This is a genomic window from Paenibacillus taichungensis (assembly GCF_050994985.1).
GTDB lineage: Bacteria > Bacillota > Bacilli > Paenibacillales > Paenibacillaceae > Paenibacillus > Paenibacillus taichungensis.
The window spans coordinates 3849396-3872434 of sequence record NZ_CP194720.1; the positions used below are offsets into that span (position 1 = coordinate 3849396).

At 47.1% G+C, this 23039-nt stretch carries 23 protein-coding genes; 9 read left to right on the forward strand and 14 right to left on the reverse strand.

The features are described from left to right. Positions 1 to 100 precede the first annotated feature (100 nt). A complete protein-coding gene (locus ACR1R9_RS17060) occupies positions 101 to 1462 on the forward strand; it encodes an MATE family efflux transporter (protein ID WP_326067286.1) in 1362 nt (453 codons plus the stop codon). Positions 1463 to 1540: 78 nt separating this feature from the next. Here ACR1R9_RS17060 and pfkA read toward each other — a convergent pair whose 3' ends face one another. Next, on the reverse strand, positions 1541 to 2512 hold the full coding sequence (pfkA, locus tag ACR1R9_RS17065; protein WP_076292040.1) for a 6-phosphofructokinase: 972 nt from the start codon (positions 2510 to 2512) through the stop codon (positions 1541 to 1543). 52 nt (positions 2513 to 2564) lie between these two features. Then, complete coding sequence (locus tag ACR1R9_RS17070) at positions 2565 to 3644, reverse strand: tetraprenyl-beta-curcumene synthase family protein (RefSeq protein ID WP_175381611.1); 1080 nt, start codon at positions 3642 to 3644, stop codon at positions 2565 to 2567. Between the two features lie 179 nt (positions 3645 to 3823). Between ACR1R9_RS17070 and ACR1R9_RS17075 the strand changes: the two genes are divergently transcribed. After that, complete coding sequence (locus ACR1R9_RS17075; protein ID WP_433923127.1) at positions 3824 to 5164, forward strand: multi antimicrobial extrusion protein MatE; 1341 nt, start codon at positions 3824 to 3826, stop codon at positions 5162 to 5164. A 37-nt stretch (positions 5165 to 5201) separates the two neighbouring features. Then, positions 5202 to 6371 carry an MFS transporter gene (locus ACR1R9_RS17080; RefSeq protein ID WP_175381612.1) on the forward strand — a complete coding sequence of 390 codons (1170 nt, stop codon included), beginning with the start codon at positions 5202 to 5204 and terminating at the stop codon, positions 6369 to 6371. A 146-nt stretch (positions 6372 to 6517) separates the two neighbouring features. Here the strand turns inward: ACR1R9_RS17080 and ACR1R9_RS17085 are convergent, their stop codons facing one another. Next, complete coding sequence (locus ACR1R9_RS17085) at positions 6518 to 6715, reverse strand: cold shock domain-containing protein (protein ID WP_017689394.1); 198 nt, start codon at positions 6713 to 6715, stop codon at positions 6518 to 6520. A 163-nt stretch (positions 6716 to 6878) separates the two neighbouring features. On the opposite strand from ACR1R9_RS17085, the gene ACR1R9_RS17090 reads away from it, so the two are divergent. The 5 genes from ACR1R9_RS17090 (at position 6879) to ACR1R9_RS17110 (ending at position 10975) form a co-directional block, all read left to right on the forward strand. Beyond that, positions 6879 to 7112 carry a hypothetical protein gene (locus ACR1R9_RS17090; RefSeq protein WP_024629225.1) on the forward strand — a complete coding sequence of 78 codons (234 nt, stop codon included), beginning with the start codon at positions 6879 to 6881 and terminating at the stop codon, positions 7110 to 7112. A 3-nt stretch (positions 7113 to 7115) separates the two neighbouring features. After that, complete coding sequence (locus tag ACR1R9_RS17095) at positions 7116 to 7301, forward strand: hypothetical protein (RefSeq protein ID WP_024629224.1); 186 nt, start codon at positions 7116 to 7118, stop codon at positions 7299 to 7301. 200 nt (positions 7302 to 7501) lie between these two features. Continuing rightward, the gene (gene pepF, locus ACR1R9_RS17100) at positions 7502 to 9292 is read left to right on the forward strand and encodes an oligoendopeptidase F (RefSeq protein WP_433923697.1); all 1791 of its coding nucleotides are present in this window, start codon (positions 7502 to 7504) and stop codon (positions 9290 to 9292) included. Positions 9293 to 9428: 136 nt separating this feature from the next. Beyond that, positions 9429 to 9818, forward strand: a complete 390-nt coding sequence (locus ACR1R9_RS17105; protein WP_076292044.1) for a LapA family protein — start codon at positions 9429 to 9431, stop codon at positions 9816 to 9818. 116 nt (positions 9819 to 9934) lie between these two features. Next, positions 9935 to 10975 carry a M42 family metallopeptidase gene (locus ACR1R9_RS17110; RefSeq protein ID WP_175381613.1) on the forward strand — a complete coding sequence of 347 codons (1041 nt, stop codon included), beginning with the start codon at positions 9935 to 9937 and terminating at the stop codon, positions 10973 to 10975. Between the two features lie 187 nt (positions 10976 to 11162). On the opposite strand, the gene ACR1R9_RS17115 is transcribed toward ACR1R9_RS17110, so the two are convergent. From ACR1R9_RS17115 to ACR1R9_RS17155, 9 genes are all read right to left on the reverse strand, one after another. Continuing rightward, the gene (locus ACR1R9_RS17115) at positions 11163 to 12101 is read right to left on the reverse strand and encodes a hypothetical protein (protein ID WP_433923126.1); all 939 of its coding nucleotides are present in this window, start codon (positions 12099 to 12101) and stop codon (positions 11163 to 11165) included. A 166-nt stretch (positions 12102 to 12267) separates the two neighbouring features. Then, positions 12268 to 14205 carry an ABC-F family ATP-binding cassette domain-containing protein gene (locus ACR1R9_RS17120; protein ID WP_433923125.1) on the reverse strand — a complete coding sequence of 646 codons (1938 nt, stop codon included), beginning with the start codon at positions 14203 to 14205 and terminating at the stop codon, positions 12268 to 12270. A 75-nt stretch (positions 14206 to 14280) separates the two neighbouring features. Continuing rightward, a complete protein-coding gene (locus tag ACR1R9_RS17125; RefSeq protein ID WP_076292048.1) occupies positions 14281 to 14859 on the reverse strand; it encodes a TetR/AcrR family transcriptional regulator in 579 nt (192 codons plus the stop codon). A gap of 13 nt (positions 14860 to 14872) precedes the next feature. Further along, positions 14873 to 15682: a DUF92 domain-containing protein gene (locus ACR1R9_RS17130; RefSeq protein ID WP_099853722.1), complete on the reverse strand. Its 810-nt coding sequence runs from the start codon at positions 15680 to 15682 to the stop codon at positions 14873 to 14875. Between the two features lie 237 nt (positions 15683 to 15919). After that, on the reverse strand, positions 15920 to 16693 hold the full coding sequence (locus ACR1R9_RS17135; protein WP_076292050.1) for an ABC transporter permease: 774 nt from the start codon (positions 16691 to 16693) through the stop codon (positions 15920 to 15922). 16 nt (positions 16694 to 16709) lie between these two features. Next, on the reverse strand, positions 16710 to 17486 hold the full coding sequence (locus ACR1R9_RS17140) for an ABC transporter ATP-binding protein (protein WP_310852524.1): 777 nt from the start codon (positions 17484 to 17486) through the stop codon (positions 16710 to 16712). Positions 17487 to 17512: 26 nt separating this feature from the next. Beyond that, positions 17513 to 18568 carry an ABC transporter substrate-binding protein gene (locus tag ACR1R9_RS17145; protein ID WP_433923124.1) on the reverse strand — a complete coding sequence of 352 codons (1056 nt, stop codon included), beginning with the start codon at positions 18566 to 18568 and terminating at the stop codon, positions 17513 to 17515. Between the two features lie 21 nt (positions 18569 to 18589). Continuing rightward, positions 18590 to 20029, reverse strand: coding sequence for an aryl-sulfate sulfotransferase (locus ACR1R9_RS17150; RefSeq protein ID WP_076292052.1), 1440 nt, complete (start codon positions 20027 to 20029; stop codon positions 18590 to 18592). A gap of 46 nt (positions 20030 to 20075) precedes the next feature. Then, complete coding sequence (locus tag ACR1R9_RS17155; protein WP_076292053.1) at positions 20076 to 20633, reverse strand: MarR family winged helix-turn-helix transcriptional regulator; 558 nt, start codon at positions 20631 to 20633, stop codon at positions 20076 to 20078. A gap of 364 nt (positions 20634 to 20997) precedes the next feature. Between ACR1R9_RS17155 and ACR1R9_RS17160 the strand changes: the two genes are divergently transcribed. After that, complete coding sequence (locus ACR1R9_RS17160) at positions 20998 to 21399, forward strand: hypothetical protein (protein ID WP_310852521.1); 402 nt, start codon at positions 20998 to 21000, stop codon at positions 21397 to 21399. Positions 21400 to 21516: 117 nt separating this feature from the next. Here the strand turns inward: ACR1R9_RS17160 and ACR1R9_RS17165 are convergent, their stop codons facing one another. Together ACR1R9_RS17165 and ACR1R9_RS17170 are read right to left on the reverse strand one after the other, a co-directional pair. Next, a complete protein-coding gene (locus tag ACR1R9_RS17165) occupies positions 21517 to 22152 on the reverse strand; it encodes a fumarylacetoacetate hydrolase family protein (RefSeq protein ID WP_310852520.1) in 636 nt (211 codons plus the stop codon). A gap of 105 nt (positions 22153 to 22257) precedes the next feature. Next, positions 22258 to 23010: a glycerophosphodiester phosphodiesterase gene (locus ACR1R9_RS17170; RefSeq protein ID WP_076292056.1), complete on the reverse strand. Its 753-nt coding sequence runs from the start codon at positions 23008 to 23010 to the stop codon at positions 22258 to 22260. Between the last annotated feature and the right edge of the window lie 29 nt (positions 23011 to 23039).

Genomic DNA, 23039 nt, shown 5'->3' on the forward strand with positions numbered 1-23039 from the left:
CTCCCTATTCAAATTGGGCAAAATCCACTACAATAAATAGCTGTCCGTACATGACAGTTTAGTGATAACTCTTAAGAATAGTGAGGCACTGCCAGTGAACATGACCACCACCAGCTTTTCTCAAAAAGTAAAGCAATTCCTGATTATATTTCTACCCATCTTCACCACACAAATCGCCCTCTCTGCCATGTCGTTTTTCGATACCAATATGTCAGGCAAGTTCTCCCCTGCTGATCTCGCGGGTGTCGCCATTGGTGCAAGCCTGTGGTTGCCGGTACAGACAGGACTCAGTGGTATTCTGATTGGCATTACACCTGTTGTCTCACACCTGCTCGGTTCGAATCGTAATGACAAGATTGGTCATAGCGTCATTCAAGCCTTATATCTCGGTGTGGCGGTCGGAATCGTCGTTCTTGCAGCAGGTACATTACTGCTCAGTCCCATTCTTAACGGAATGCCTTTGGAGCCGCGGGTTGCCCAAGTCGCCTTCTATTTTCTGTGTGCTTTGGCTTTTGGGGTAATCCCCCTTTTCGGCTACACTGTGCTGCGGAGTTTTATGGATGCACTGGGCCAGACACGGATCACCATGATGATTACGCTGGTTTCGCTGCCTGTAAACATCTTCCTGAACTATTTGCTTATCTTTGGACGCTGGGGCTTCCCTCAACTGGGAGGTGTCGGAGCAGGTGTAGCTACAGCAAGTACATACTGGCTCATTTTTCTCCTCAGCCTCTTTTTCGTACACCGAATTGAGCCCTTTGCCCAATATGGGATCTTTCGAAAATTGCCCAACATTTCATTGACCAAATGGAAAGAGCTGCTCAAGATCGGTGTTCCCATCGGTTTCGCTACTTTTTTTGAAACCTCTATCTTTGCAGCGGTCACATTATTAATGAGCCGGTTCGACACTATTACGATTGCTGCCCATCAGGCAGCCCTGAATTTCGCTTCTACGCTGTATATGCTGCCTGTGAGTATATGTATGGCCCTTACGATTCTTGTGGGCTATGAGGCGGGCGCAGGGCGTGTGAGAGACGCAAAGCAATACAGCCTCCTGGGTATCGGAGGAGCCATTGGGCTCTCTCTGTTAACAGCTGTGGTATTACTGGTATTCGGGGAACAAATTGCAGGCGTGTACTCGAATGATCGCGAAGTTATTGCTTTGACACAGCATTTCCTGATTTACGCCATCTTCTTTCAAATCTCTGATGCCATTGCCACCCCAACGCAGGGAGCACTTAGGGGTTACAAGGACGTGAATCCTGCATTGATTATAACGTTTGTCGCGTATTGGATCATCGGTCTACCGGTCGGCTACATCACGGCTACGTATACCTCACTCGGTGCCTTTGGATACTGGGTTGGACTCATTGCCGGCCTCGCCGTTGGAGCAACAGCGCTTCTCTGGAGATTGTTCCTTGTTCAGAAGCAAGCCTCGGTTCGTATGGCTGAAAATAAATAATGGAAATATAACAAAGAGCACAGCCCGCGATAAAACGGGACTGTGCTCATTTAATTTAAACTTTTGTTGATGACTGGATTATTGGGACAAACGCTGTGCAAGCTGATAAGTCTCCATATCGAAGTCTTTTTTCGTATTAACAACTTTATCAATATCCGTCAGGGTCAGTTCTCCCTTGATAATACCGCAACCTTTGTCTGTCTCACCTGCGATCAGACTGCGTACGGCGAAATCTCCCAGACGACTGGCAAGGTTACGGTCAAACGGAGTTGGCGTACCTCCACGCTGAATGTGACCCAAAACAGTTACACGTGGCTCATACGTTGGGCAGCGTTCCATCAGTTCTTTCGCTACATCTTCACCTTTGCCCACGCCTTCAGCAACGATGATGATACTGTGGCGTTTGCCATGTGCAAAATTGGCTTTCATCCGATCTGCCACTTCGTCCATGTCAAACGGAACTTCCGGTACAAGAATCGTTTCTGCACCCGATGCGAGTCCTGCATGTAAAGCGATATCGCCACAGTGACGGCCCATTACTTCAACGATGGAAGAGCGTTCGTGTGAAGACATGGTATCGCGCAATTTGTTTACTGCATCTACTACTACACTTACTGCTGTATCGAATCCGATCGTATAATCGGTGAAAGAAACGTCATTATCAATCGTTCCCGGAAGACCCATCGTGTTGATGCCCAGCTTGCTCAGTTTGTTGGCACCGTTATATGAACCGTCTCCACCAATAACAACCAGGCCGTCAATGCCGCGTGCACGCAGAATGTCTGCACCTTTTTGCTGACCTTCAGCGGTATAGAATTCCTTGCAGCGTGCCGATTGCAGAACCGTTCCCCCACGCTGGATGATATCCCCTACACTCCGCAAATCCATCGGGAAAATATCGTTATTCAAAAGACCCTGGTATCCACGTTGAACCCCGTACACTTCGAGACCGTGAAACAGTCCGCTGCGAACAACCGCACGAACAGCCGCGTTCATCCCTTGTGAATCACCACCGCTCGTTAAAACTGCGATTTTCTTTACTGCTGTCATGATGTTTCTTCCTCCTCTAGTTTCACTTCAGGCTCCCACCAATACGCCTGACTTACATATGCTTACGAATCCAGCGGCTAAAAATAAAGAAAAATACTCTTGTCATCGGACTATTCTTCATCAAACGCTTGGAAACGACGCGAACTTCCTGTTGTTCGCTGACTTTGGGATCAGACAGGTAAATGGCAAGCAGTCCTTCGATAATCATCCGGTGGAACGAACTTCCCGGAATCTTCTGCACATCACTGCGGGCCATCTCCACAATAAAAGCAATTCGGTCCAGCATTGTCTCCACATTCTCATAATAATTGCAGAAGTTGAGATCTCCTCCGATACGATCTTCATCCTGATCGATTAAATAATCGAGCATAATATGCAGAGCACATACATGAGGAAAATAGGCAGTGTGGATCGAAGCCGCCTGCTCCTCTGTCAGCTGATCATCACTCGCAGCCAGAAACAGCATGAATACACCCAGCGTAGAGCCGGTAGCGGCGGCAAATTCGTTCCAACGGAACTGAGGTGTGCGGTGGCGATGTTCCGACCACCATTCCAGCAAAGCCGTTTCTCTCAGTTCCGGCTTGATGTGCTTATATACCTGCAGGTCCGTGTATAGGCCTGCCAGATCCTGAATTTGAGGCTTGGCGGATGCATAGCCTGGCAGCTGACGAGTCAGCTCCTGACATGAGGTCACCAGATTCCTTAGGTATCCACCATCATCCTGCTCCTCACGGAGCGCGTAATAATTGACAGGGGTTGCTTCGGGATCTACCGCATCAAGCATAGATTGATGGAGAAGCCGAAAGTCATTCGGGTCCATCGATGTACTGCGATCACACAGATTGTCCAAATAATCACTAATAGTCTGATATGAAACGATCAGTGGAATCAGAATGTGCCTGTTCGGCAAATCAGGTAAAGCATAAACGGTCCCGCCTTCACAGTGGAACTGCTTGTCCCTGAGACTGGCCAGTGCCTGATTGCGCAATTCCTCATTCGGAATTTTCTCAGCTTGGGCACGCCATCCATCCAATTCCTTCCGCGTTTCCGGAATGGTGTATTTGTACACCCCTCTCATCAATGCCAACGGTCCACGCGGATATTGATGACGATTTCGATTTGATTGGCTCAAAATAAATGTGCCTCCACTTGGTTGAATACGTATTAGAGCGATTTTTAACCAATCCTATTATAATATGATCCCCTTAATTGTACAAATGATCTCCCGCATATTCCGCACAAAAAATCGCATCCGCTTTCAAGGCTTTGTGATATACTAGGCATATTTCATCCATCAAAGGAGTCGTTGACATGACGTCAAGTGAACCACTTTCGTGGAGACGGTTATTTGCATTTTTTGTGCCGCTGGGCATATCCGCCTCTCTCGTTACCATTTCGCACGTAATCATTAACAGTACACTCGCACGTTCCGCTCATCCCGAGACGGTCATTGCCAGCTACGCCATCGCTGGTAGCCTGCTAACCCTCACCGAGCGCCCTTCAACCCTACTGCGTCAAACCTGTTCGGCGCTGGTTCGGGACCGCCTTTCCTTTCAGGCCCTCACGTTTGTGACCAAAATATTTCTCGCTTGTGTACTTCTAATCGGATTTCTCATCGTATATTCTCCCATTGGTACAGGTGTATTCAAATATCTGTTTGGCGTAAGCCCGGATCTGTTATCCAAAGTGATCGACGTCTACGAGATTCTCATGTATGTCAGCATCTTTTCGGTCATCCGCAATATCTATCAAGGCATCATTATTACGAATAACCGTACGAAATGGCTGACAATCGGTATGTTATTCCGCCTTGCTGGCATGTATGGCCTGTCCTTGTATTTCATATTTACTGACAGCATTGATAGTGGACGTGTAGGCGCTATCATTTTTGCGGCAGGAATGATGATTGAGGCTTTGGTCAGTTTTCTTGAAGGTAACAGCATTAAACGCAAGATGCCAGCCAAGCTGGAAGATCATCCTGTTGAAAACAAGGCAGACGTCTTTCGCTTTTACAAACCGCTGTTATTATCCAGTTTTGTGGCACTGTTTATCGGACCCGTCATTAATATCGTACTTGGCAAAACGACCGGGATTGCTCTAGCCATCTCTTCCTTTGCCGTTGCGAGTAGCCTGATGCAGCTGATGCTTAGCTTTTTTACATACATCCACCAAATCGTGCTAAATTTCTATCTTGTTGATGCCAAACTAGTGAAGAAGTTCGCACTGGTCACCGGATTTGTTCCTTTTGCCATGACCGTGTCGATTGCCTACACCCCGCTTGGACCGTGGGTATTGGAAAATGTAATGAGCGTTCAGGGCAATCTGCTACAGCAAAGTTTGTGGACACTACGTGCGTTTGTGCTCTTTCCGCTGATTTCACCTTTTCTCGACTTCAGTAATGGTTTGATTCTACTGCGCGGACAGACCAAAACGATGTTTCGCTCCCAGACGGCCAATGCCATATGTACGGTGATCGTCCTGCTCATTCTAGTTAGCATATTCCCTGCGTGGAACGGCATGATCGGTGCAGTGGCTCAATCCCTAGGCCTGCTTGCCGAGCTTGTCATTGTCTGGCTTGTCATCCGGCGTACGCAGAAGGAACCTAGCATGTCTGTACACTCATCCGGGAAATCATCTTCCCTCAAGGGATAATAAATTTGAACTGTAATCAAGAATGGAGCCTTTCATCATGAAATCAAGTCATACTGCCCGGCCAGATCAAAACTGGCTGCGGGCACTTATGTTCACCATCTTCGGTTCCACCGTTCTGGTGGTATCGTATTTCCAGCTTTATTTCAGTCATCTGGGGTTCAGTCGGGCCGAAATCGGTTACCTTTACGGAATCGGTCCTCTCGTCTCCGTATTCTCCAACATGTTCTGGAGTATGGCCAGTGACCGTTACAAAACTGTACGCAAAGTGATGATCATCCTGCTTGCCGGGCAACTGATCACAGGTGTCATGCTTGCCAATGCCACAACCTTTGGTCAGGTGTTTGTACTGGTGACCCTGTTTTACTTTTTCTACTACCCGGTTTATCCACTTTCGGATACGATGGCGATTACAACCGCAAGCAAGTATGGGCGAAATTTCACTTCCATTCGTGTATTTGGCTCGATCGGATATGCGTTCTTTGCCTTAAGCATTGGATATTTTCTCGGATCTTTCGGACCAGGATGGACGATGTGGGTATGTATCGCTCTGGCCGCGACTACTCTCCTAATCGGTTTTCGATTAAAAGATCAGCCTTCGGGCAGCAGCACTAAAATGGATCTTTCGGGACTATGGTCCATCTTGAAACGAAGGGATGTCCTCACCTTTTTCGGATGCGTTTTTCTGCTCGCTCTGGGTCACCGGATGAATGAAGCTTTTCTCACCATCACACTGAAAGATCTAGGTGCCAGTGAAGGGCTCATCGGCTGGTCCCTGTTGATCTCTTCGGTCAGTGAAATTCCGGTGTTTTTGCTGCTAAGCAGATACGGCAATCGCTACAAAGAACTTCCTTTGCTGACGATCGCTGCGCTGATGTATACGATTCGCTTATTTCTGATGTCCATCTCGGATACACCCGCGGCGGTCGTTGCCATTCAGACGATGCACAGCGTGACCTTTGGCATCTTCTACGTGACGGCAGTCCGTTATATTACCCGCCTTGTTCCGGATGGCTATCGCGCCACTGGTATGGCCTTGTTCACCATTGTGTGGTCCAGCGCTTCCGGTCTGCTCAGCGGAACGCTGGGAGGATTGCTGCTGGAGCATACCAACAGAAACACCTTCTATCTCACTGCGATGGCGTTTTCTCTGGCGGCACTTGTTGGATTTTGTATGAAGCTTTGGTCAAGCATGACTAGCCGCACATAAACATCCAAAAAGGATTTCCCATATGGAACTCCACTTATCAAATATATCAAAAAAAGCACAGTCTCCCATGGGGGGACTGTGCTTGGGTTCGTATATTCAGCTAGAAGCCAATCATTTATAAGAAATCCGTATGATCGGAAAAATTCTTACAATTTGTTTACGTTAGCTGCTTGAGGACCACGGTTTCCATCAGTGATTTCGAATTCTACCGCTTGACCTTCTTCCAATGTTTTAAAGCCGTCGCCTTGGATTGCGGAGAAATGTACGAATACGTCCTCGCCGCCTTCAACTGAAATAAAGCCATAGCCTTTTTCTGCGTTAAACCATTTAACTGTACCTTTCAAATGAACAACCTCCTAAAAATATCGCCATCTATGGCGAATACCCTCATTATACTGTATGACCTTCTACATTGCAATTTATCTTTTCCATAAAAGTCGAAAAAATTTGCTTTGAATCCAAGGGTACGGTATCATTTTACCAAAACCGTTAGTTTGGAGACTACCTATGATAAAAAAACATGAAATATACAAAACAGACAAGTGGAATATGATGACCGTAGAAGTTCAAGGCAAATATCTGGTGCTTCGTGAAATCTCGGAAGAATGGGGCGAAGAATGCCATACCTTCCTCAGCCGTCCTGCGTTGATGCACTGGGCTGAACGCCGCTTCCCGAAAGAAGATTTCGAGAACCGCGAGGACGAATGGCGTCAACTGATGGCTGCCTTCAAAGGGGTCTAGCCCATGCAGCTTGACTCAAGCAATGTTGTCATCTTTATTATTCTTGCTTTTTCCTTAGGAATCGTGCTGATTCTGGGACGCAACTCCATCCCGGATCGTCTAAGACGGGGCATGGCTTTGATTGCCACCCTGCTGATCTGTTTCGCATTTTTCCTGATCGTTTACTTTTTGGTCAATATGGGAGCCTAGCTTCATCAAATATTTCAATGCCCCTCAGGTCATACTATACGGGATTATTCGTATAGTGAGGAGGAAGGCCGTTGAAATACCGCAAATCGCTGTTCATTTTGCTGGTACTTAGTCTGATTCCTTCGTCTCTCTCCGCACAAGCGAGTGGGACGAAGGCAGCTTCGTCTATATATTCATCACTTCATCAAAGGAGGATTCCCATGAGTCAACTATTGAAACGTTCCGAGGTACCTACTGAACAAACCTGGAAACTGGAAGATCTATTCGCCGATCAGAAAGCTTGGGATCAGGAATATGAAGAAGTATCGTCTTTGACTAAGAAAGCCTCCGAATTCCAAGGCAAACTGAACAAACCTGAGACACTCAAAAACTGTTTTGAACTCGAAGATGAGATCAGTCTCAAAACCGAACGCCTCTTTGTGTATGCACGGATGCATCAAGATGAAGACACAGCTAACCCTACATATCAAAACCTGTCCCAAAAAGCACAAAAGTTAAGCGTGCAGGTTGGTGAAGCACTATCTTATGTTACACCCGAAATCTTGTCCCTTCCGGATGATCAGTTGGATGCCCTCATCTCCAACGAGAAACTCTCTGCCTATAAGTTCACACTGGAAGAGATGAAACGTGAAAAGGCTCATGTACTGAGCCAAGCCGAGGAAGCATTGCTTGCACAGGTGGGTAATCTATCCCAGGCACCACAGACCATCTTTAGCATGTTGAACAACGCCGATCTCAAGTTCCCAAAAATCAAGGATGAGCATGGAAACGAAGTGGAACTGACTCATGGCAGCTATATTCAGTTCTTGGAAAATCCGAATCGGGAAGTTCGCGAACGTGCCTTCAAAGCGGTGTATGAAACCTATGGCAAGCAAAAGAACACCATTGCTGCAGCTCTGAACGCTAACGTAACTAAAAATATGTTTTATGCCGATGTTCGGAAATACCCTTCCGTCATGGATATGTCCCTTTACGGCGACAACATTCCGAAGGATGTCTATACCAATCTTGTGGATACAATTCATGAGAGCCTTCCGCTGTTACACCGTTATATGGACCTGCGCAAAAAATTGCTCGGCGTAGATAAGCTGCATATGTATGACCTTTTCGCCCCACTGGTGGATGAATACAAAATGGACATTACCTACGAGGAAGCCAAACAAACGGTTAAAGATGGCTTGAAGCCGCTTGGCAAGGATTATGCAGACGCATTACAGGCCGGCTATGATGATCGCTGGATTGATGTATACGAAAATGAGAATAAACGTTCAGGCGCGTACAGTTGGGGAGCCTACGGCACCCACCCTTACGTCTTGTTGAATCACAAAGATAACCTGAATAGCATGTTTACACTGGCACATGAAATGGGCCACGCACTGCATTCCCACTATTCAGACACTACGCTTCCATATCGTGATGCACAATACACCATTTTCCTGGCTGAGGTTGCATCTACAACGAATGAAGCTTTGTTAATGGATTATCTGCTCAATAAATCGACAGATCCGAAGGAAAAGCTATACTTGCTGACGTATTATGCAGATCAGTTCCGTACCACGGTATTCCGTCAAACCATGTTTGCAGAATTCGAAAAAATCATTCACGAGCGTGCGGAACAGGGTGAAGCTCTCACACCTCAGCTGCTTTCCGAGATTTATTATGACCTTAATGTCAAATACCATGGAGATAGCATGGTGGTGGACAAAGATATTGAAATGGAATGGGCGCGTATTCCCCACTTCTATAACAGCTTCTACGTGTACAAATATGCGACCGGCTTCTCAGCAGCGACCAGTTTCTCCAAGCAAATTCTGGAAGAGGGGCAACCTGCTGTAGACCGTTATCTTGGATTCCTCAAGAGCGGTGGCAGTGACTATTCCATCAACATCCTGAAAAAAGCAGGAGTGGATATGTCAACGCCAGAGCCGATTCGCGAAGCTATGAGTGTGTTCAAGGAATTGATTGAGCAAATGGAACAACTAACGAAATAAGGTTGCTTTTTCGTCCATGTGACCTGTGTCCCTTGCCCATTCGGGCAAGGGATTTTATAATCAAGCAAGATGCAAGCTCCATAAATTAGGGTAATTGCATACATAGTCCTGAATTGTTTAACAAGGAGGCACCACCATGAAAATGCAATGGGCACTCATCGCAGGTCTCGTTTTTGCATTACTTACCGGAATTTTTGCGGTCATTAATGTGGATTCCGTACAAGTCAACCTGCTATTTAACACGGTTCAAATCCCGCTGATTCTGCTCATTCTTGGCTGCACCCTAATCGGTGGAATCATTGTAGGTTCTTATGGCATCTTCCGCCAATATCGACTGCAACGCGAGAACAAACAATTGAAGCTGCGTGTATCCGAGTTGGAAAACTCCGCAGCAAGCAGCTCTACCTCTTCTCTGGATTCGTTTAAATCCATGGATACATTCGGAACGATCGATTCGGACAACGTTTCTGTGGAGTCCGATTCCATTCAGAGTCAACGAAAAGGAAATCCTTCGGGTACGCTGTAACACATCAGAGCAGCCTGCTGGCTATCAAGAATGGAATTGTACATTCTGCCAGACAGGCTGTATTCTGTTTTAAGAACAACTTACTGCACAATTATTAACGAGGAGGAAATTTCCATATGAGTTTTACCATTGACGAATCCTATGTCCTGTCTTTTCTGAAAAAGTTACTCGATACTCCCAGCCCTAGTGGCTATACCCACGATATTATTGAGATGATCCGCAAGGAAGCTGAATCACTTCATGTTGATTTTGAATTGAACAACAAGGGTGGAGCTGTGCTCACATTGCCTGGGCAGGACTCTTCCAGAACGATCGGATTGAGTGCACATGTGGATACATTGGGAGCTATGGTGCGTTCCATCACATCCTACGGCACACTGAAGCTTACCTCTGTCGGTGGATTTACCATGAACAGTATCGAGAATGAGTATTGCACCATCCACACACGCGATGGAAAGACCTACACAGGCACCATCCTTTCCCTGCACCCTTCTGTACACGTCTATCCGGATGCACGTACGTTTGAGCGAAGCGAGAGCCATATGGAAGTACGCATTGATGAAGTGGTCTCTTCCAAGGAAGATGTTCTGGCATTGGGTATCTCTGTAGGGGACTTTATTTCCTTCGATGCCCGTGCGGTCATTACACCCAGCGGATATATCAAATCGCGTCACCTTGATGATAAAGCCAGCGTAGCTGCTTTGTTCGGTATCCTGGAATCTGCACATCGGGAAAACTGGAAACCACTGCATAACGTTTCGCTGCTCATCTCGAACTATGAAGAAGTTGGACACGGCGCATCTTATATTCCTGCGGAAATCAGCGAATTGATTGCTGTAGACATGGGCGCAATGGGTGACGACCTTAGCTGCAAGGAGACGGATGTATCCATCTGTGCCAAGGATTCATCCGGACCATATGACTACGATATGACCTCGCGACTGATCGAACTGGCCAAACAAGCAAGCCTTGATTATGTCGTTGATATTTATCCACAATACGGCTCCGATGGCAGTGCAGCATTACGTGGAGGAAATAACATTCGTGCTGCATTGATTGGTCCAGGCGTTCATGCTTCCCACTCCATGGAACGCACGCATAAAGACGCTGTCCTGAATACAGCGAGACTGCTTGCTGCATATATTACGACCAAGTAAATTGTGACATGGTCATACGCCAGTCGAATGGAAATACAGCATTTGAATAAATGATCAGAGTTGTGATCTCAATTTTGTCGGGCATGCCGACTTGGATACTATGATTCACTTTTTATCATGTAAAAAAGGACACTTCTGCTGCGCCGTTTAGGCGCAAGCCGGAAGTGTCCTTCTTATTTGAAATGTCTCAATTTGCTCGTTCAATATATTCGCAATACCTACGTTCCAGAAGCTCCAGCTTCACTTTGTGATCCCGGATCTCATCCTTCAGCACACGCAACGTGCTTCGCACTGCACTCAATCCATCCTTCACCTGAGTTTCAGCTTTGCGAATTTTGTCTTGTACCATCCAATCCACAAAGAGATTATCGAAGAAATAGTCTGCGAATGAAAGCAGGCCTCCAAGGTGTAATTCCGTGTTTACAGCCATCTTCACATCCTCCAGCTCCTTCTGAAATCGGCGAAGACGTCTTCCGGCATCGACAATAGCAACCTGAGCGTCATCCATTCTGCTGCGCTTAATATGGGTCGAGATCATCCCCCCACCCATCATGTCGTATACTCCCCAATTTCCCGCAGAGGACAAAGCCTTTTCAGCACGTTCAAGTGCATCGAGCAGATACTGACCTTCTCGATCCGCTTCATTTAGCTCCTGAAGCTCTCCCGAGAGATGTTCCCGATCCTCAGCCATCTGCTGCAATTCTGCATCTTTATCGAGCAAATCGTTTTCCTTCTTGCCCAATAACACCTTGTAATCACTTTGCCAGAATTGGTATTGCCGCTGTCCGTCCAGTTGCTGCTTAACTTGCGGGCGCTGCTTCTGGATATCCGTTAACATCTGGCATGCTGTATCGTACTCTGCCTTACTTTCCATCAACTCCAGTTCTTCTTTTTCCAGTCGATCCTCTTTTTTGCCGATTAAATGATAAAAGAATGCTGATAACGTCATGTTGTTGAGGCGATCCACATCGTTTTGTTCCTTCTGTAGATGCTCCAGACGCTGCTGTACTTTCCTTTTCCATTCCGCTTCCTCCTCATTCAGCTTCTCCAGCCGATCATTCCATTTATCGTACATTCTTCCCTTTTCCTTGATCACTGCCAATTGTTCATTCAGTTCTCTGTGCATGGATGTGGAGTTCTCCCCCTTCTATGGAATTCTTTATTTAATAAACGGTTTGAATATGGTTAACGTTTCATATAAATTCATTTTCATCAATGCAAAAAAAATCGCCCTCCCCCAAAAGACGACTACAAGTCGCTTTTGAAGAGAAGACGATTCACTGAAATATACTTTAAGACTTGCTGTTTTCAATCTGTTCCGCAAGCTCATTCAGAACGGTCCACCGTTCCATCAGTTCGTCCAGATGACGCTCCGCCTCCGCCTGCTCTGCCATTAACTCCTGCAGACGGGCTGAATCGCTGAACGATTCTTCCATCTCTTTATTAATGCGGGCGATATTGGCTTCAGCTTTCTCAATATTCTCATCAATCTGGTCATATTCACGCTGTTCCTTGAAGCTGAACTTCAACTTAGGTTTAGCGGCCGAGGCAGCAGGTTTACTTTCTTCCGTTGCTGCCGGTTTCAATTTAGCAGCTGCTCCCGTCGCACTATCCTGAGAAGATGCAGGGGCATTTTTCAACATCCATTCTGCATATTCACTGTAGTCCCCAACATGCACACGCACAGCACCGCCACCTTCAAAAGACAGTACTTTATCCACCGTCCGATCCAGGAAGTACCGATCATGGGATACGACAAATACAACACCCGGGAAATCATCCAGGTAATCTTCGAGTACTGCAAGTGTTTGAATGTCCAGGTCGTTCGTCGGCTCATCCAGCAGCAGGACATTCGGTGCAGCCATCAGCACACGCAGCAGGTACAGACGACGCTTTTCTCCGCCAGACAGACGGGAGATGGGTGTCCACTGTGACGCAGGGGTGAAGAGGAAACGCTCCAGCATCTGAGCTGCTGTAATAAGAGATCCATCAGCCGTTTTTATATTCTCGGCCACTTCCTTGATGTACTCAATAACCCGCAGAGATTCATTCATCTCCTGATGCTCCTGAGTGAAGTAGCCCAGATTAACCGTCGGGCCCACAACAACCTCACCGGCATCGGGTTCCAGCTTACCAGAAATCATTTGCAGCAAGGTTGATTTACCGCTGCCGTTCGGGCCGACAATACCTACCCGGTCACCTGGTACCGCAATGTAACTGAGATCTTCAATCAATTTGCGGCCATCTGCCGATTTGGACAGATGCTCAATCTCCAGTATTTTTTTACCCAAACGAGTGGAACCCACAGATACCTCTAATGAGCCTGAACGATTGGGTCCCTGTTGATCCTTCAACTGTTCAAAGCGATCAATTCTCGCTTTTTGTTTCGTGGTCCGTGCTTTTGCACCGCGACGAATCCAGGCGAGCTCCGTACGCAGCAGATTTTGCCGTTTTTGTTCGGATGCGGATTCACGCTCTTCACGCTCAGCCTTCAGTTCCAGGAAACGGGTATAGTTGGCCTCATAACGGAATAAACGTCCATGATCCAGCTCCAGCATCACATTGGCTACACGATCCAAGAAATAACGATCATGCGTGATCATGAGCAGGGCGCCGCGCCTTTTTTGCAAATACTGTTCCAGCCAAACTACAGAATCATTATCAATATGGTTCGTAGGCTCATCCAGAATGAGCAATTCGCAGGGATGAATCAGCGCAGAAGCAAGCGCCACCCGTTTACGTTGTCCACCAGACAATGTGCCCATCAGCGCATCGAATTGACGAATGCCCAGTTTGGACAGAATGCTCTTCGCTTCACTTTCCATCTGCCAAACCTGGAGCTGCTCCATTTGCTGGTTCAAACGCAATAAACGCTCTTGCAGTGCCGGATCGGAAGGATTAAGTTCCAGTAGCTCCATTGTTTCTGTATACTCACGTACTGTTTTCATCTCCGGGCTGTCGCCCTCAAATACTTGTTGCAAGACTGTATTATCCGGGTTAAACTGCGGATTCTGTGCCAGGAACTGTATACGCACGTCATTCCCAATCGAGATCTGTCCCTCATCCGCTGGCTCCATACCTGCAATGACACGCAAAAATGTGGACTTCCCGGTTCCATTGACACCAACGACACCAATCTTGTCCTGATCGCCCATACCGAATGAGGCGTCTTTAAACAATATTTTCTCACCATAGCTTTTCGCAACTTGCTCTACCGTCATTATGTTCATTGCTCGTAACCTACTTCTCTGTAAAATGTATTCAAATATGAGGCTGCACATAAGATGCAACTACGCTCACTCACGCTATACTTGCAGAAAGGAACGACATCCGTCCAGAAACAGAGCTGCTGCAAAGGCAATTCGTTTGTTCAGGTGCTCCTCATTAAATTCCGGATTCAACATGATATCCATCTTTAGCCGATCGAGAATACCGATATAAGCTTCTGCGAGCAGCACAGGCTCAGGCACACCAGCATTCTCTAACACCTCACGCACCATGCTCATATATTCATTCATAAATGCCTTCATGAATTTCATCAGATCCGGATCATTATTGGGTGCCATAAAAAACAGCTTGGTATGATTGCGACGCTCATAATAATACGTAAGGTGAGTCTTGGCGATCGCACCCAGCTTATCCCCCGTACTCTCATGTGATTTCAATGCATAATCCAGGCGACTGATAAAACTGTCGCAATCTCGCTTGGATACGGCGATAAATAATTGTTCCTTATTTTTGAAATATAAATAAATGGTGCCTTTCGCGATGCCTGCTTCGTCCGCAATATCGGACATTTTCGTCTCATAGAATCCTTTTGAACCGAAAATACCATAAGCTGCATCCAGAATTGCCTCCGATTTGTCTCCTTGCACAGTGCTCAAACGCACTCCCTCCCTACGACGCCAAAATGATACCCAAACCGATCGCTAAACATCCGCCGATCACCGAACTGAGCACGTTCACCAGATCATTACTCATCCAAGTCCAGCCACGCGCTCGAACGGTTCTGTGTCCACAATGTTCACTAACCTCGACCTCACGGCCGCACACAGTACAACGATACATATACTGAACCGTTGCGCCCAGATAAGAATCGGCAAAAGCTCCTGCCAATCCGCCTACAAGGCCGACACACGTCCAGCTGAGCAGACTCAATCCTCCGATCCCGGCAATCCAGGAAAAGAAAAACGCACCCACGCCGATCAAAGCTCCACCTATGGCAGCAGCCAGCGTCCCAAGTAATGAAACACCTCCAGAGGTACCTGGAGTCAGCACCTTCCACGTCACGACAGAGCGCGGTGGCTTACGGCTGAGACTTCCCCACTCGGTTGCCCATGTATCTGAAGTAACGGTAGCCATGACACCAATAAAAGCATACATCCAGGCCGGGTGTGGAAGGATCCAGTTCCCCAGAACAAGAAACATGCCGATTCCACCGTTAGCCATGACCTGTCCAGCATCACGATTGCCCGTCTTGGCATACGATTTCTCAAGCTCCTGCTTGCGATCCTTGCGAAATTTGGAGAACAGTGTTGAGGTAATGAAAAACAGCAGCAGTGTTCCAAACCAGAACAGGTTGCCCGCTCCGTAATATATCGTCCCCATGATCACAGCCGCCAGGCAGCCGGACAGGGTTAACGACTTCTTCGCGTAAGCAGCACCCGCTACAATAAAAGCGCATACGGCGCCAATAATCCAGTCCATAAGTTCTCCTGCATGTGGCAGCATCTATGGCCCACATGACGTTTTATATTTTTGAAATTTAATTATACCACGGTTTGAACCCAATGCCGAAACTCCCTGACCCCGCATACAAAAAACCTGATTTGGCAACTTTGAAAGCTGCCAAATCAGGTTTATGATATTGTGATAAAACTGTGATGAATGATCCTGCTTCCGTTTAATCAAGGATTCGAGGATGCCATCAACTCAAGTGCCAGTTCAGACACGCTTCGTTCCACCAATTACACCATAACGGTAGAGCACGCTGCGACCAAACCAATTGAACAACCGATCGGTGAGAAAGCCCATAAAGCCCAGAGAAATCAGGCCGACAAAGATCCAATCTGTGCGAAAGAATAATCGAGAATTCCAGATCAGATAACCCACGCCTTCATTTGCAGCAATCATTTCTGCTCCGATAATAGCCATATAGGAAGTGCCCATTGCCAGTCGTACCCCCGTGAAAATATACGGAGTCGTCGCCGGAACAACGACATGCAGCAAAATCTGCCATTCGTTTGCTCCCATGCTGCGGGCTGACCGGATCTTGTCTTCTTCAATGGAGAGTACACCTGTCAGCGTGTTTAACACAACGATGAAGAACGTTGCATACATGATGAGTGCAATCTTCGATTGCTCCCCAATCCCGAACCAGACCAGGAATAGGGTAATGAATGCAATCGGCGGAATAAAGCGGATAAAATTAAGGAAAGGTTCGGCGAACAGCCGGATCATATGAACCTTGCCGATGATAAGCCCTACCGGGATCGCTATCACACTGCCAAGCACCCAACCCGCAAGCACACGTGTAAAACTAATTCCGATATACTGCATCAGTGTACCGTCAGCAAGCAGTTCACGGGCACCAAGAATGGTATCCCACGGACCGGGAATCACTTCAGGACCATAGAGCATGGCCCCTAGCTGCCAAATCAGAATTACCGTCACCCACAATAGAGGGATAGACACCCACTTTTTCTCCAACCACCTCATCTTGCTATCACCTCAATTATTCTTCAAAATGGCTTTGAATCTGGTCATATAGAATGTTGAACTCCGATGAAGCAATGTTCCTCGGATAAGACAGAGCATTGTCATATATATCCGTTATCTTGGATGAAGGTCCTACTGACATAATTCCTATCCGCTGACCCAGCAAGAGCGCCTCCTGAATATCATGAGTGACAAAAATAACGGTCTTGTGAGTTTCCTGCCAAATATTGACCAGCTCTTTCTGCATCGTACGCCGAGTCATTGCATCCAACGCTCCAAAGGGTTCATCCATCAACAGGATGGCCGAATCGTTAGCTAGCACCCGGGCCAATTGCACCCGCTGCTTCATGCCACCTGACAGTTCCTTTGGAAATTTTGCTTCATGACTACCCAGTCCAACAAGCTCGATGTATCGGTCTGATATTGTACGCCGCTGAGACTTGGGCACCTTGGCCATCCGAAGTCCAAACTCCACATTCTCCCTTACGGTAAGCCATGGAAAGAGAGAAGAATCCGCCTGCTGGAATACCATGGCCCGATCCTTGCCCGGTCTATCGATCTCCTTATTATCCACCTTGAGCTGACCGCCAGACTTGGAGATAAAGCCTGCAATCATATTTAGAAGCGTGGACTTGCCACATCCGCTGGGGCCAAGCAGGACAAAGAATTCCCCTCCCTTGATGATCAGATCGACATCCTTGATAATATAGTGTACATCCCCATGGGTGGGGGCATTGTATGTTTTGCGAAGCTGCTCGATACGAATCGTATGCTCATCTGCAGGTAAGGACATGAGAACACCTCCATTCAATTTGCGAGTTATTTACTATAAGTCACTTTATCTGGCAGTGTCTGCTTCAGGGGCTCCAGGTTCAGTTTGCTATCGAGATCAAAATCGTGTTCGATGATTCCGTTGTCCACCATATACTGCTTCTGCCCTGCCAGACTGTCATAAGCTGCCTGGGTAAATCCAACTTCCCATGGATTGATTGGAAGATCCTTCAAGGTGGCCTCCTTAGGCTGCTTGGTTTCCTTATACATCAGGTCTGCAACCTCTTCAGGATGTGCCTGGGCATATACGGAGGCTTCATTCAGCGCTGCGAGAAAACCACTCACCGTTTCAGGGTTCGCCTGGATGAACTCATTGCTTGCTACAAGCCCCATTCCAAGGCGTACAGGGGTTTGGGACATATCGGTGAGCTGATGTACGCCTTCAAGCGCATCGAACTTATCAGTCAAGGCGGAACCAATGACCCAGGTTGCATCTAGATCGCCCTGCTTTAGTGCAATGTACGCTTCGTCAAATGCTCCCTGACCGACCTGAGTTACTGCACCTAACTCCAATCCCTGGTCCTTCAAATATTCATCCCACAGGTAAGGAATAAATGTACCACGGATGAAACTTACTTTTTTACCCTTCAGATCTGCACCACTCTGTATATCGTTCTTGGCATACAACTTCCACGCAGCTGCTGCTTCATTCGTAGCCTGACCTGCGGAAGCAATGACGGAGTAATCCCCTTTTGCCAAAGCGTTTAATACAGGAAAGTCAGCTCCGTACGCAATATCCACCTGCTTGATAAATAGCGCATTTACACCTTCCGCTGGCGAACCAAACGTAATGCTCTCTGCATCAATACCGTGGCTTGCAAAGAAACCTTTGGCAATAGCTACCCTGAACGTTGGGTTAGTACTTGTATCTGCGATCCGGATTTTCACTTTTTTGGCCTCTGTGCCGGAGGCACCCTTTGCTTCGGATACCGATTCGTTTGCAGAACATCCCGATAATATCAATAACATGGATAAGAGCATTAATAACGCACCAGTTAAGGTGGATTGTTTTCTCACAATATGCACCCCATTCGTTCTAATCATTGTTCGTCGCTCTGCGCCACCTTACTTGCCTTCATCTGACGTTGCCACACAGGCTGCACCTTCAACAAACGGCAGTGTTACTTCAACACTTACAACGGATGAAGAACCTTTGGGCGCTGCTCCCGGCACTCTGTAGGCGGAAACATCAATGGCTTCAATAGCAACCTCTTGGGGCTTCTCCAGCTGTGGTACCCAGTGATAAGGCACGCGATACGAACGATAGACCATATTGGTGTTCCGTCCATCCTTATAAGGGGAAATATATTCCCAAACCAGCTCATACTCAGATGTAACCTCGAACAATCTACCATTGGAGCCTTCCGTAATTAGCGTGTTACCATTAGGCAGGCGCTGAGCGGAGCTGATATACGGACTATAAAATTTATAGGAATCTGTCGGAACGGAAAATCCGGCTTCTGCGGATGTATATTGCCAAACGATCTCCAGCGTCACCGGATTGATCTCCAGTATGCGTGAATGATCGCGAACAGCATGTTTCAAGCCGTATGGAGAAGCCGGATTGGGCAGGCCATAACCGGCCCAGCCACCATTGTCGAATACCAGCAGATTCCCCTCTCCAGGCAAACCTTTGGGAATGATATGTGCATGGTGCTGTCCAATTATGGTGCTAATATGCTTTACTTCAGGCAAAGAGTAATCCGGCCCTAGTCTCCATACGATCTTTCCACTCTGTCTGTCGGTTATTGCGATAATATTTGCTTCTCTGGCATCCCAGATAATATTGTCGGGATGGAACCGCTCGTCTCCATTTTCATAGAAATGGTTTGGACCAACATAAGAAGCTGAATTAATATGTAGCCAATCGCCCACACCACCACCGAGATGTCCGAATGAGCGTGTGTTCGGGTCACGGTACAGAACATTACGGGCGGCCTCATCAAATCCAAGTTCCTCAAAGTGCTCGTTCGGCAGCCATTCCCATAATACATTCCCTTCCCAATCGACTTCTATAATCGCATCATCAAGCAGAGGTTTATCCGAAATGGACGGGTTGTTCACATTTTTATGAGCAAGAATCAGTGTCTTCCCGCTCTGGGTCTTAGGTGCAAGCCCAGGGGCGTAATAGCCGACCGGATTGCCTTCACGCTGAAAATCATGGTGCTGACGAGCGTACCACAGCGGTTCATATCCCGGATCTTCAATGTGTTCGTAGCTGTTGTACTTCCATACAATATTGCCTTCCCAATCCACCTGAACCAAATCGACGTTGTCCTGGATACCGAACTTCGGATCTCTTCGCCCTGTGCTGCCCAATACGAAGCCACCGGGGAAAACTTTGGCCGGAAAACCCAGTAGCCCTTTCCACAGGTGAACCTCCTTACCATTCATATCAATCAGTACAACCCCTTCCTCGCCTGCCTGATAGACGGTATAACCGCCCCAAGCCTTATCAGGGTTATATACGGTTGCCCCGGTTGGATAAATTGTTGAATGCCCCATTGATCATCTCTCCCTTGGATTGTTTGTTTTCACATCGGATCAAACCTTAATAACTGAGATAGTTGCTCTTTCCGGTATTCTCCCTCTGCTTCTGTTCAGGGTCACTTTCGGTGGATGGATCGTGTTCCTGCCTCCCGTTGTTCTCTGCCAATTCCAGCAGCGTATCCGAGAATCCCTCCAGATTCGCTATCACCCGCTCATAAAATTGGCTTTGCTGCTCCAGTTCCTCCGTCGTAAAGCCCTCAAACAGAAGCGTGATACATCGGGCACCGATATTGCTGTTACGTGCAAACATCTCCCGTCCACTGGCAGTAATGTCCAGCAGAACTGTCCGGCGGTCATCTTCCTTGCGCCTGCGGATCGTAAGTCCCTTTTTCTCCAACTTGTCTGTTAACGCTGTAATGGCACCTGAAGTGAAGTCCAGTTGTTCAGCCAAATCCCCCAACCGTTGTTCCCCTTCACGAATGATTTTGTGCAGGATGAGCATACCAGGTAAACTGACCCCCTCTACCGATATACGATCTCGTTCTTTCACGAATCGTCTGACCATTTTACGAAACAACCAATCTGTCTTCTCCAACGCTTCCCAGTCGTTATTGCTCATTTCATCCTCCCTGTCTAACTGAAAACGGCAGTAAATACGAAAAAAGGCTCCCGCGGACATTCCATAGTGGAGTAGTCCCGGGAGCCTTTGGTGGTCCAATCAGCTCGCTTCAGTTCAATTTATTTCACTGTTCATTTAATTAGTGTTAAAATAATTGAGTTCATCATATAACCCACTAACCCAACCTGTCAAGTGTGAATTTAGATTTATTTTTTGTGGCTCGATGTCCCTCATATCTAGATTACTTATCCGGTTTTAAGTTTCACTTCAGCTTTCCCGGTTACACTATCCTCAGAGCGTTACATCAAACCAGCTACGATTCAGTTCGTACTTAACCATAGAAATGAGGATGACACATATGAATATGAAGCGCGTAATCATTGTCGGAACAATGATTGTCACCATGTCTTTCGCCGGAACAGCCTGGGGCAGATCAGCGATAACCCCGATACCTTTGACGAAATGGTCCATCGTTAACATAGATACCAAAGACAATAGCGAGGATGAGTTGCTGAGTGCTCTGAATCAACATTCTGAAGATGACTTGGTTCAGGATCTATACGCGGGTAAATCGCTGAGGATGATTGCAGATGAGAACGCTGGTGACTTCAACGAGGTTGTCGCATTGCAAATAAGGCAGCTCAAGGAGCAGTTAGATCAACGACTCGCAAGTGGGAGTATTAGCGCGGAGCAGCACGCAGTGCAAAGCAGTGAATTGGAAGAGTTGGTCACGGAGAGTGCCAATACAGCATACAGCTTCGCGTGAATGAATAGTCTCCCATGTGCTAAGGCAGAGAATGAGGGCACGCCAAAAAGGAGCGTCGAAACGCCCCTTATCTGTTTCATATTTACTCTAAATAAGCAAATTGATGATGTATGATACTTACTGAACCGCTGCTGCAATCGTGCATTTGCCCAAAGATTCGCCGTCCCAGGCTAGTTCAAGCACATCTCCTGCTGCCGTTGGTCCAACCCCTTCTGGTGTGCCTGTAAAGATGATATCTCCAGGTCCCAGTCCGTAATGATGACCTACATAATCCACAATATCCTGTAGACTGAAGATCATGTTACGAATATTGCCACGTTGGACTTCGGCACCGTTCTTGGTGAGTGTAAAGTCTTTCTCAAGAAGAGCCTGGGACCCCGGAAATGGCTGGAATGCAGTAACCGGAGCCGAGTTCTTGAACCCTTTGGCTGCCGTCCACGGATGGCCCTTTTTCTTAATGACCGTCTGTACGTCACGTAATGTAAAATCAATGCCAAACGCATACGCGTCAACCAATTCATCCACAGCCATACCCGGTTCATAATCCCGCCCGATTTGGATGACCAGTTCAGCCTCATAATGAACTTCGCCCTTTGTCGCAGGCAATTGCAGCGTTTCACTATTCAAGGCCACAACCGCATGGGAAGGTTTCATAAAGATCATCGGTTCATCCGGAACCGCGTTACCCAGTTCTTCTGCATGAAGTTTATAATTTCGTCCTACACAGTATACATTGCGAATGTTTGTCAGCATGGATTTTACGACCACCTTTATCGGATTCATTAGCGTATATGGAGCATATTCATCTTTTTATTATATAAGTACATATCATATTTTCGCTATTCAAAAAATTGGAGTTTAGGGTCTGAAAAATCGGCTGCTCGTTTCCTGAAAAGCCTGTTCCCACACATCAGGCCGGTTTGTGCATAACATCAGCTCCGGATCAATCGCTGCAAGACGCTTCATGATGATTTTGTCATCCACTGTCCAGGCCATGACCTGAATGCCTTCATTTCGCATCTCGCGCATCAGCGATTTGTCCACATTGGTGTAACCGATGGAAAGAAAACTGCAATTCATCTGCCGCAGAACTGCTGCCAGATCCCCTGGACGTGCATCAATAATCAAACCTGTTTTGAACTCCGGGGCCAGTTTCTTCACTTCAACCAGAGCCGCAGGTTCAAACGAAGTGATGACCACATCATGCTGCATATGTCTCTTCCTCACCTCATGAATAACCGCTGCCGGCAGGCCGGGATACATATTGCCTTGCGTTTTCAGTTCGATATTCAATCTCACTTTGCCACAGGTGCGTTCCAGCACTTCACTAAGCGAAGGAACACGTTCCCCTTTATAAGCTTTTCCTTTCCAAGATCCCGCATCCAGCTGTTGAATATCTGCCCAGTCCTTTTCCCGAACTAATCCTTTTCCATTCGTAGTCCGATCAAAAGTAAAATCATGAATAACCACCGGTACACCATCACGTGACAGCTGTACATCCAACTCCATCCACTGAACTTCCGGCTGTTCCATGGCAAGCAGAAATGCAGCCATCGTATTTTCTGGTGCAATGGACGAAAAACCACGGTGCGCTACACAAAGGTTGTTCATTTCATCCCCTCCTAAATAAATAAATAAAT

Coding starts and splice junctions, on each gene's coding strand:
- ACR1R9_RS17060 (WP_326067286.1), top strand. CDS start 101: ATGACCACCACCAGCTTTTCTCAAAAAGTAAAGCAATTCCTGATTATA.
- pfkA (WP_076292040.1), bottom strand. CDS start 2,512: ATGACAGCAGTAAAGAAAATCGCAGTTTTAACGAGCGGTGGTGATTCA.
- ACR1R9_RS17075 (WP_433923127.1), top strand. CDS start 3,824: ATGACGTCAAGTGAACCACTTTCGTGGAGACGGTTATTTGCATTTTTT.
- ACR1R9_RS17080 (WP_175381612.1), top strand. CDS start 5,202: ATGAAATCAAGTCATACTGCCCGGCCAGATCAAAACTGGCTGCGGGCA.
- ACR1R9_RS17090 (WP_024629225.1), top strand. CDS start 6,879: ATGATAAAAAAACATGAAATATACAAAACAGACAAGTGGAATATGATG.
- ACR1R9_RS17095 (WP_024629224.1), top strand. CDS start 7,116: ATGCAGCTTGACTCAAGCAATGTTGTCATCTTTATTATTCTTGCTTTT.
- pepF (WP_433923697.1), top strand. CDS start 7,502: ATGAGTCAACTATTGAAACGTTCCGAGGTACCTACTGAACAAACCTGG.
- ACR1R9_RS17105 (WP_076292044.1), top strand. CDS start 9,429: ATGAAAATGCAATGGGCACTCATCGCAGGTCTCGTTTTTGCATTACTT.
- ACR1R9_RS17110 (WP_175381613.1), top strand. CDS start 9,935: ATGAGTTTTACCATTGACGAATCCTATGTCCTGTCTTTTCTGAAAAAG.
- ACR1R9_RS17115 (WP_433923126.1), bottom strand. CDS start 12,101: ATGCACAGAGAACTGAATGAACAATTGGCAGTGATCAAGGAAAAGGGA.
- ACR1R9_RS17120 (WP_433923125.1), bottom strand. CDS start 14,205: ATGAACATAATGACGGTAGAGCAAGTTGCGAAAAGCTATGGTGAGAAA.
- ACR1R9_RS17130 (WP_099853722.1), bottom strand. CDS start 15,682: ATGGACTGGATTATTGGCGCCGTATGCGCTTTTATTGTAGCGGGTGCT.
- ACR1R9_RS17135 (WP_076292050.1), bottom strand. CDS start 16,693: ATGAGGTGGTTGGAGAAAAAGTGGGTGTCTATCCCTCTATTGTGGGTG.
- ACR1R9_RS17140 (WP_310852524.1), bottom strand. CDS start 17,486: ATGTCCTTACCTGCAGATGAGCATACGATTCGTATCGAGCAGCTTCGC.
- ACR1R9_RS17145 (WP_433923124.1), bottom strand. CDS start 18,568: ATGATTAGAACGAATGGGGTGCATATTGTGAGAAAACAATCCACCTTA.
- ACR1R9_RS17150 (WP_076292052.1), bottom strand. CDS start 20,029: ATGGGGCATTCAACAATTTATCCAACCGGGGCAACCGTATATAACCCT.
- ACR1R9_RS17155 (WP_076292053.1), bottom strand. CDS start 20,633: ATGAGCAATAACGACTGGGAAGCGTTGGAGAAGACAGATTGGTTGTTT.
- ACR1R9_RS17160 (WP_310852521.1), top strand. CDS start 20,998: ATGAAGCGCGTAATCATTGTCGGAACAATGATTGTCACCATGTCTTTC.
- ACR1R9_RS17165 (WP_310852520.1), bottom strand. CDS start 22,152: ATGCTGACAAACATTCGCAATGTATACTGTGTAGGACGAAATTATAAA.
- ACR1R9_RS17170 (WP_076292056.1), bottom strand. CDS start 23,010: ATGAACAACCTTTGTGTAGCGCACCGTGGTTTTTCGTCCATTGCACCA.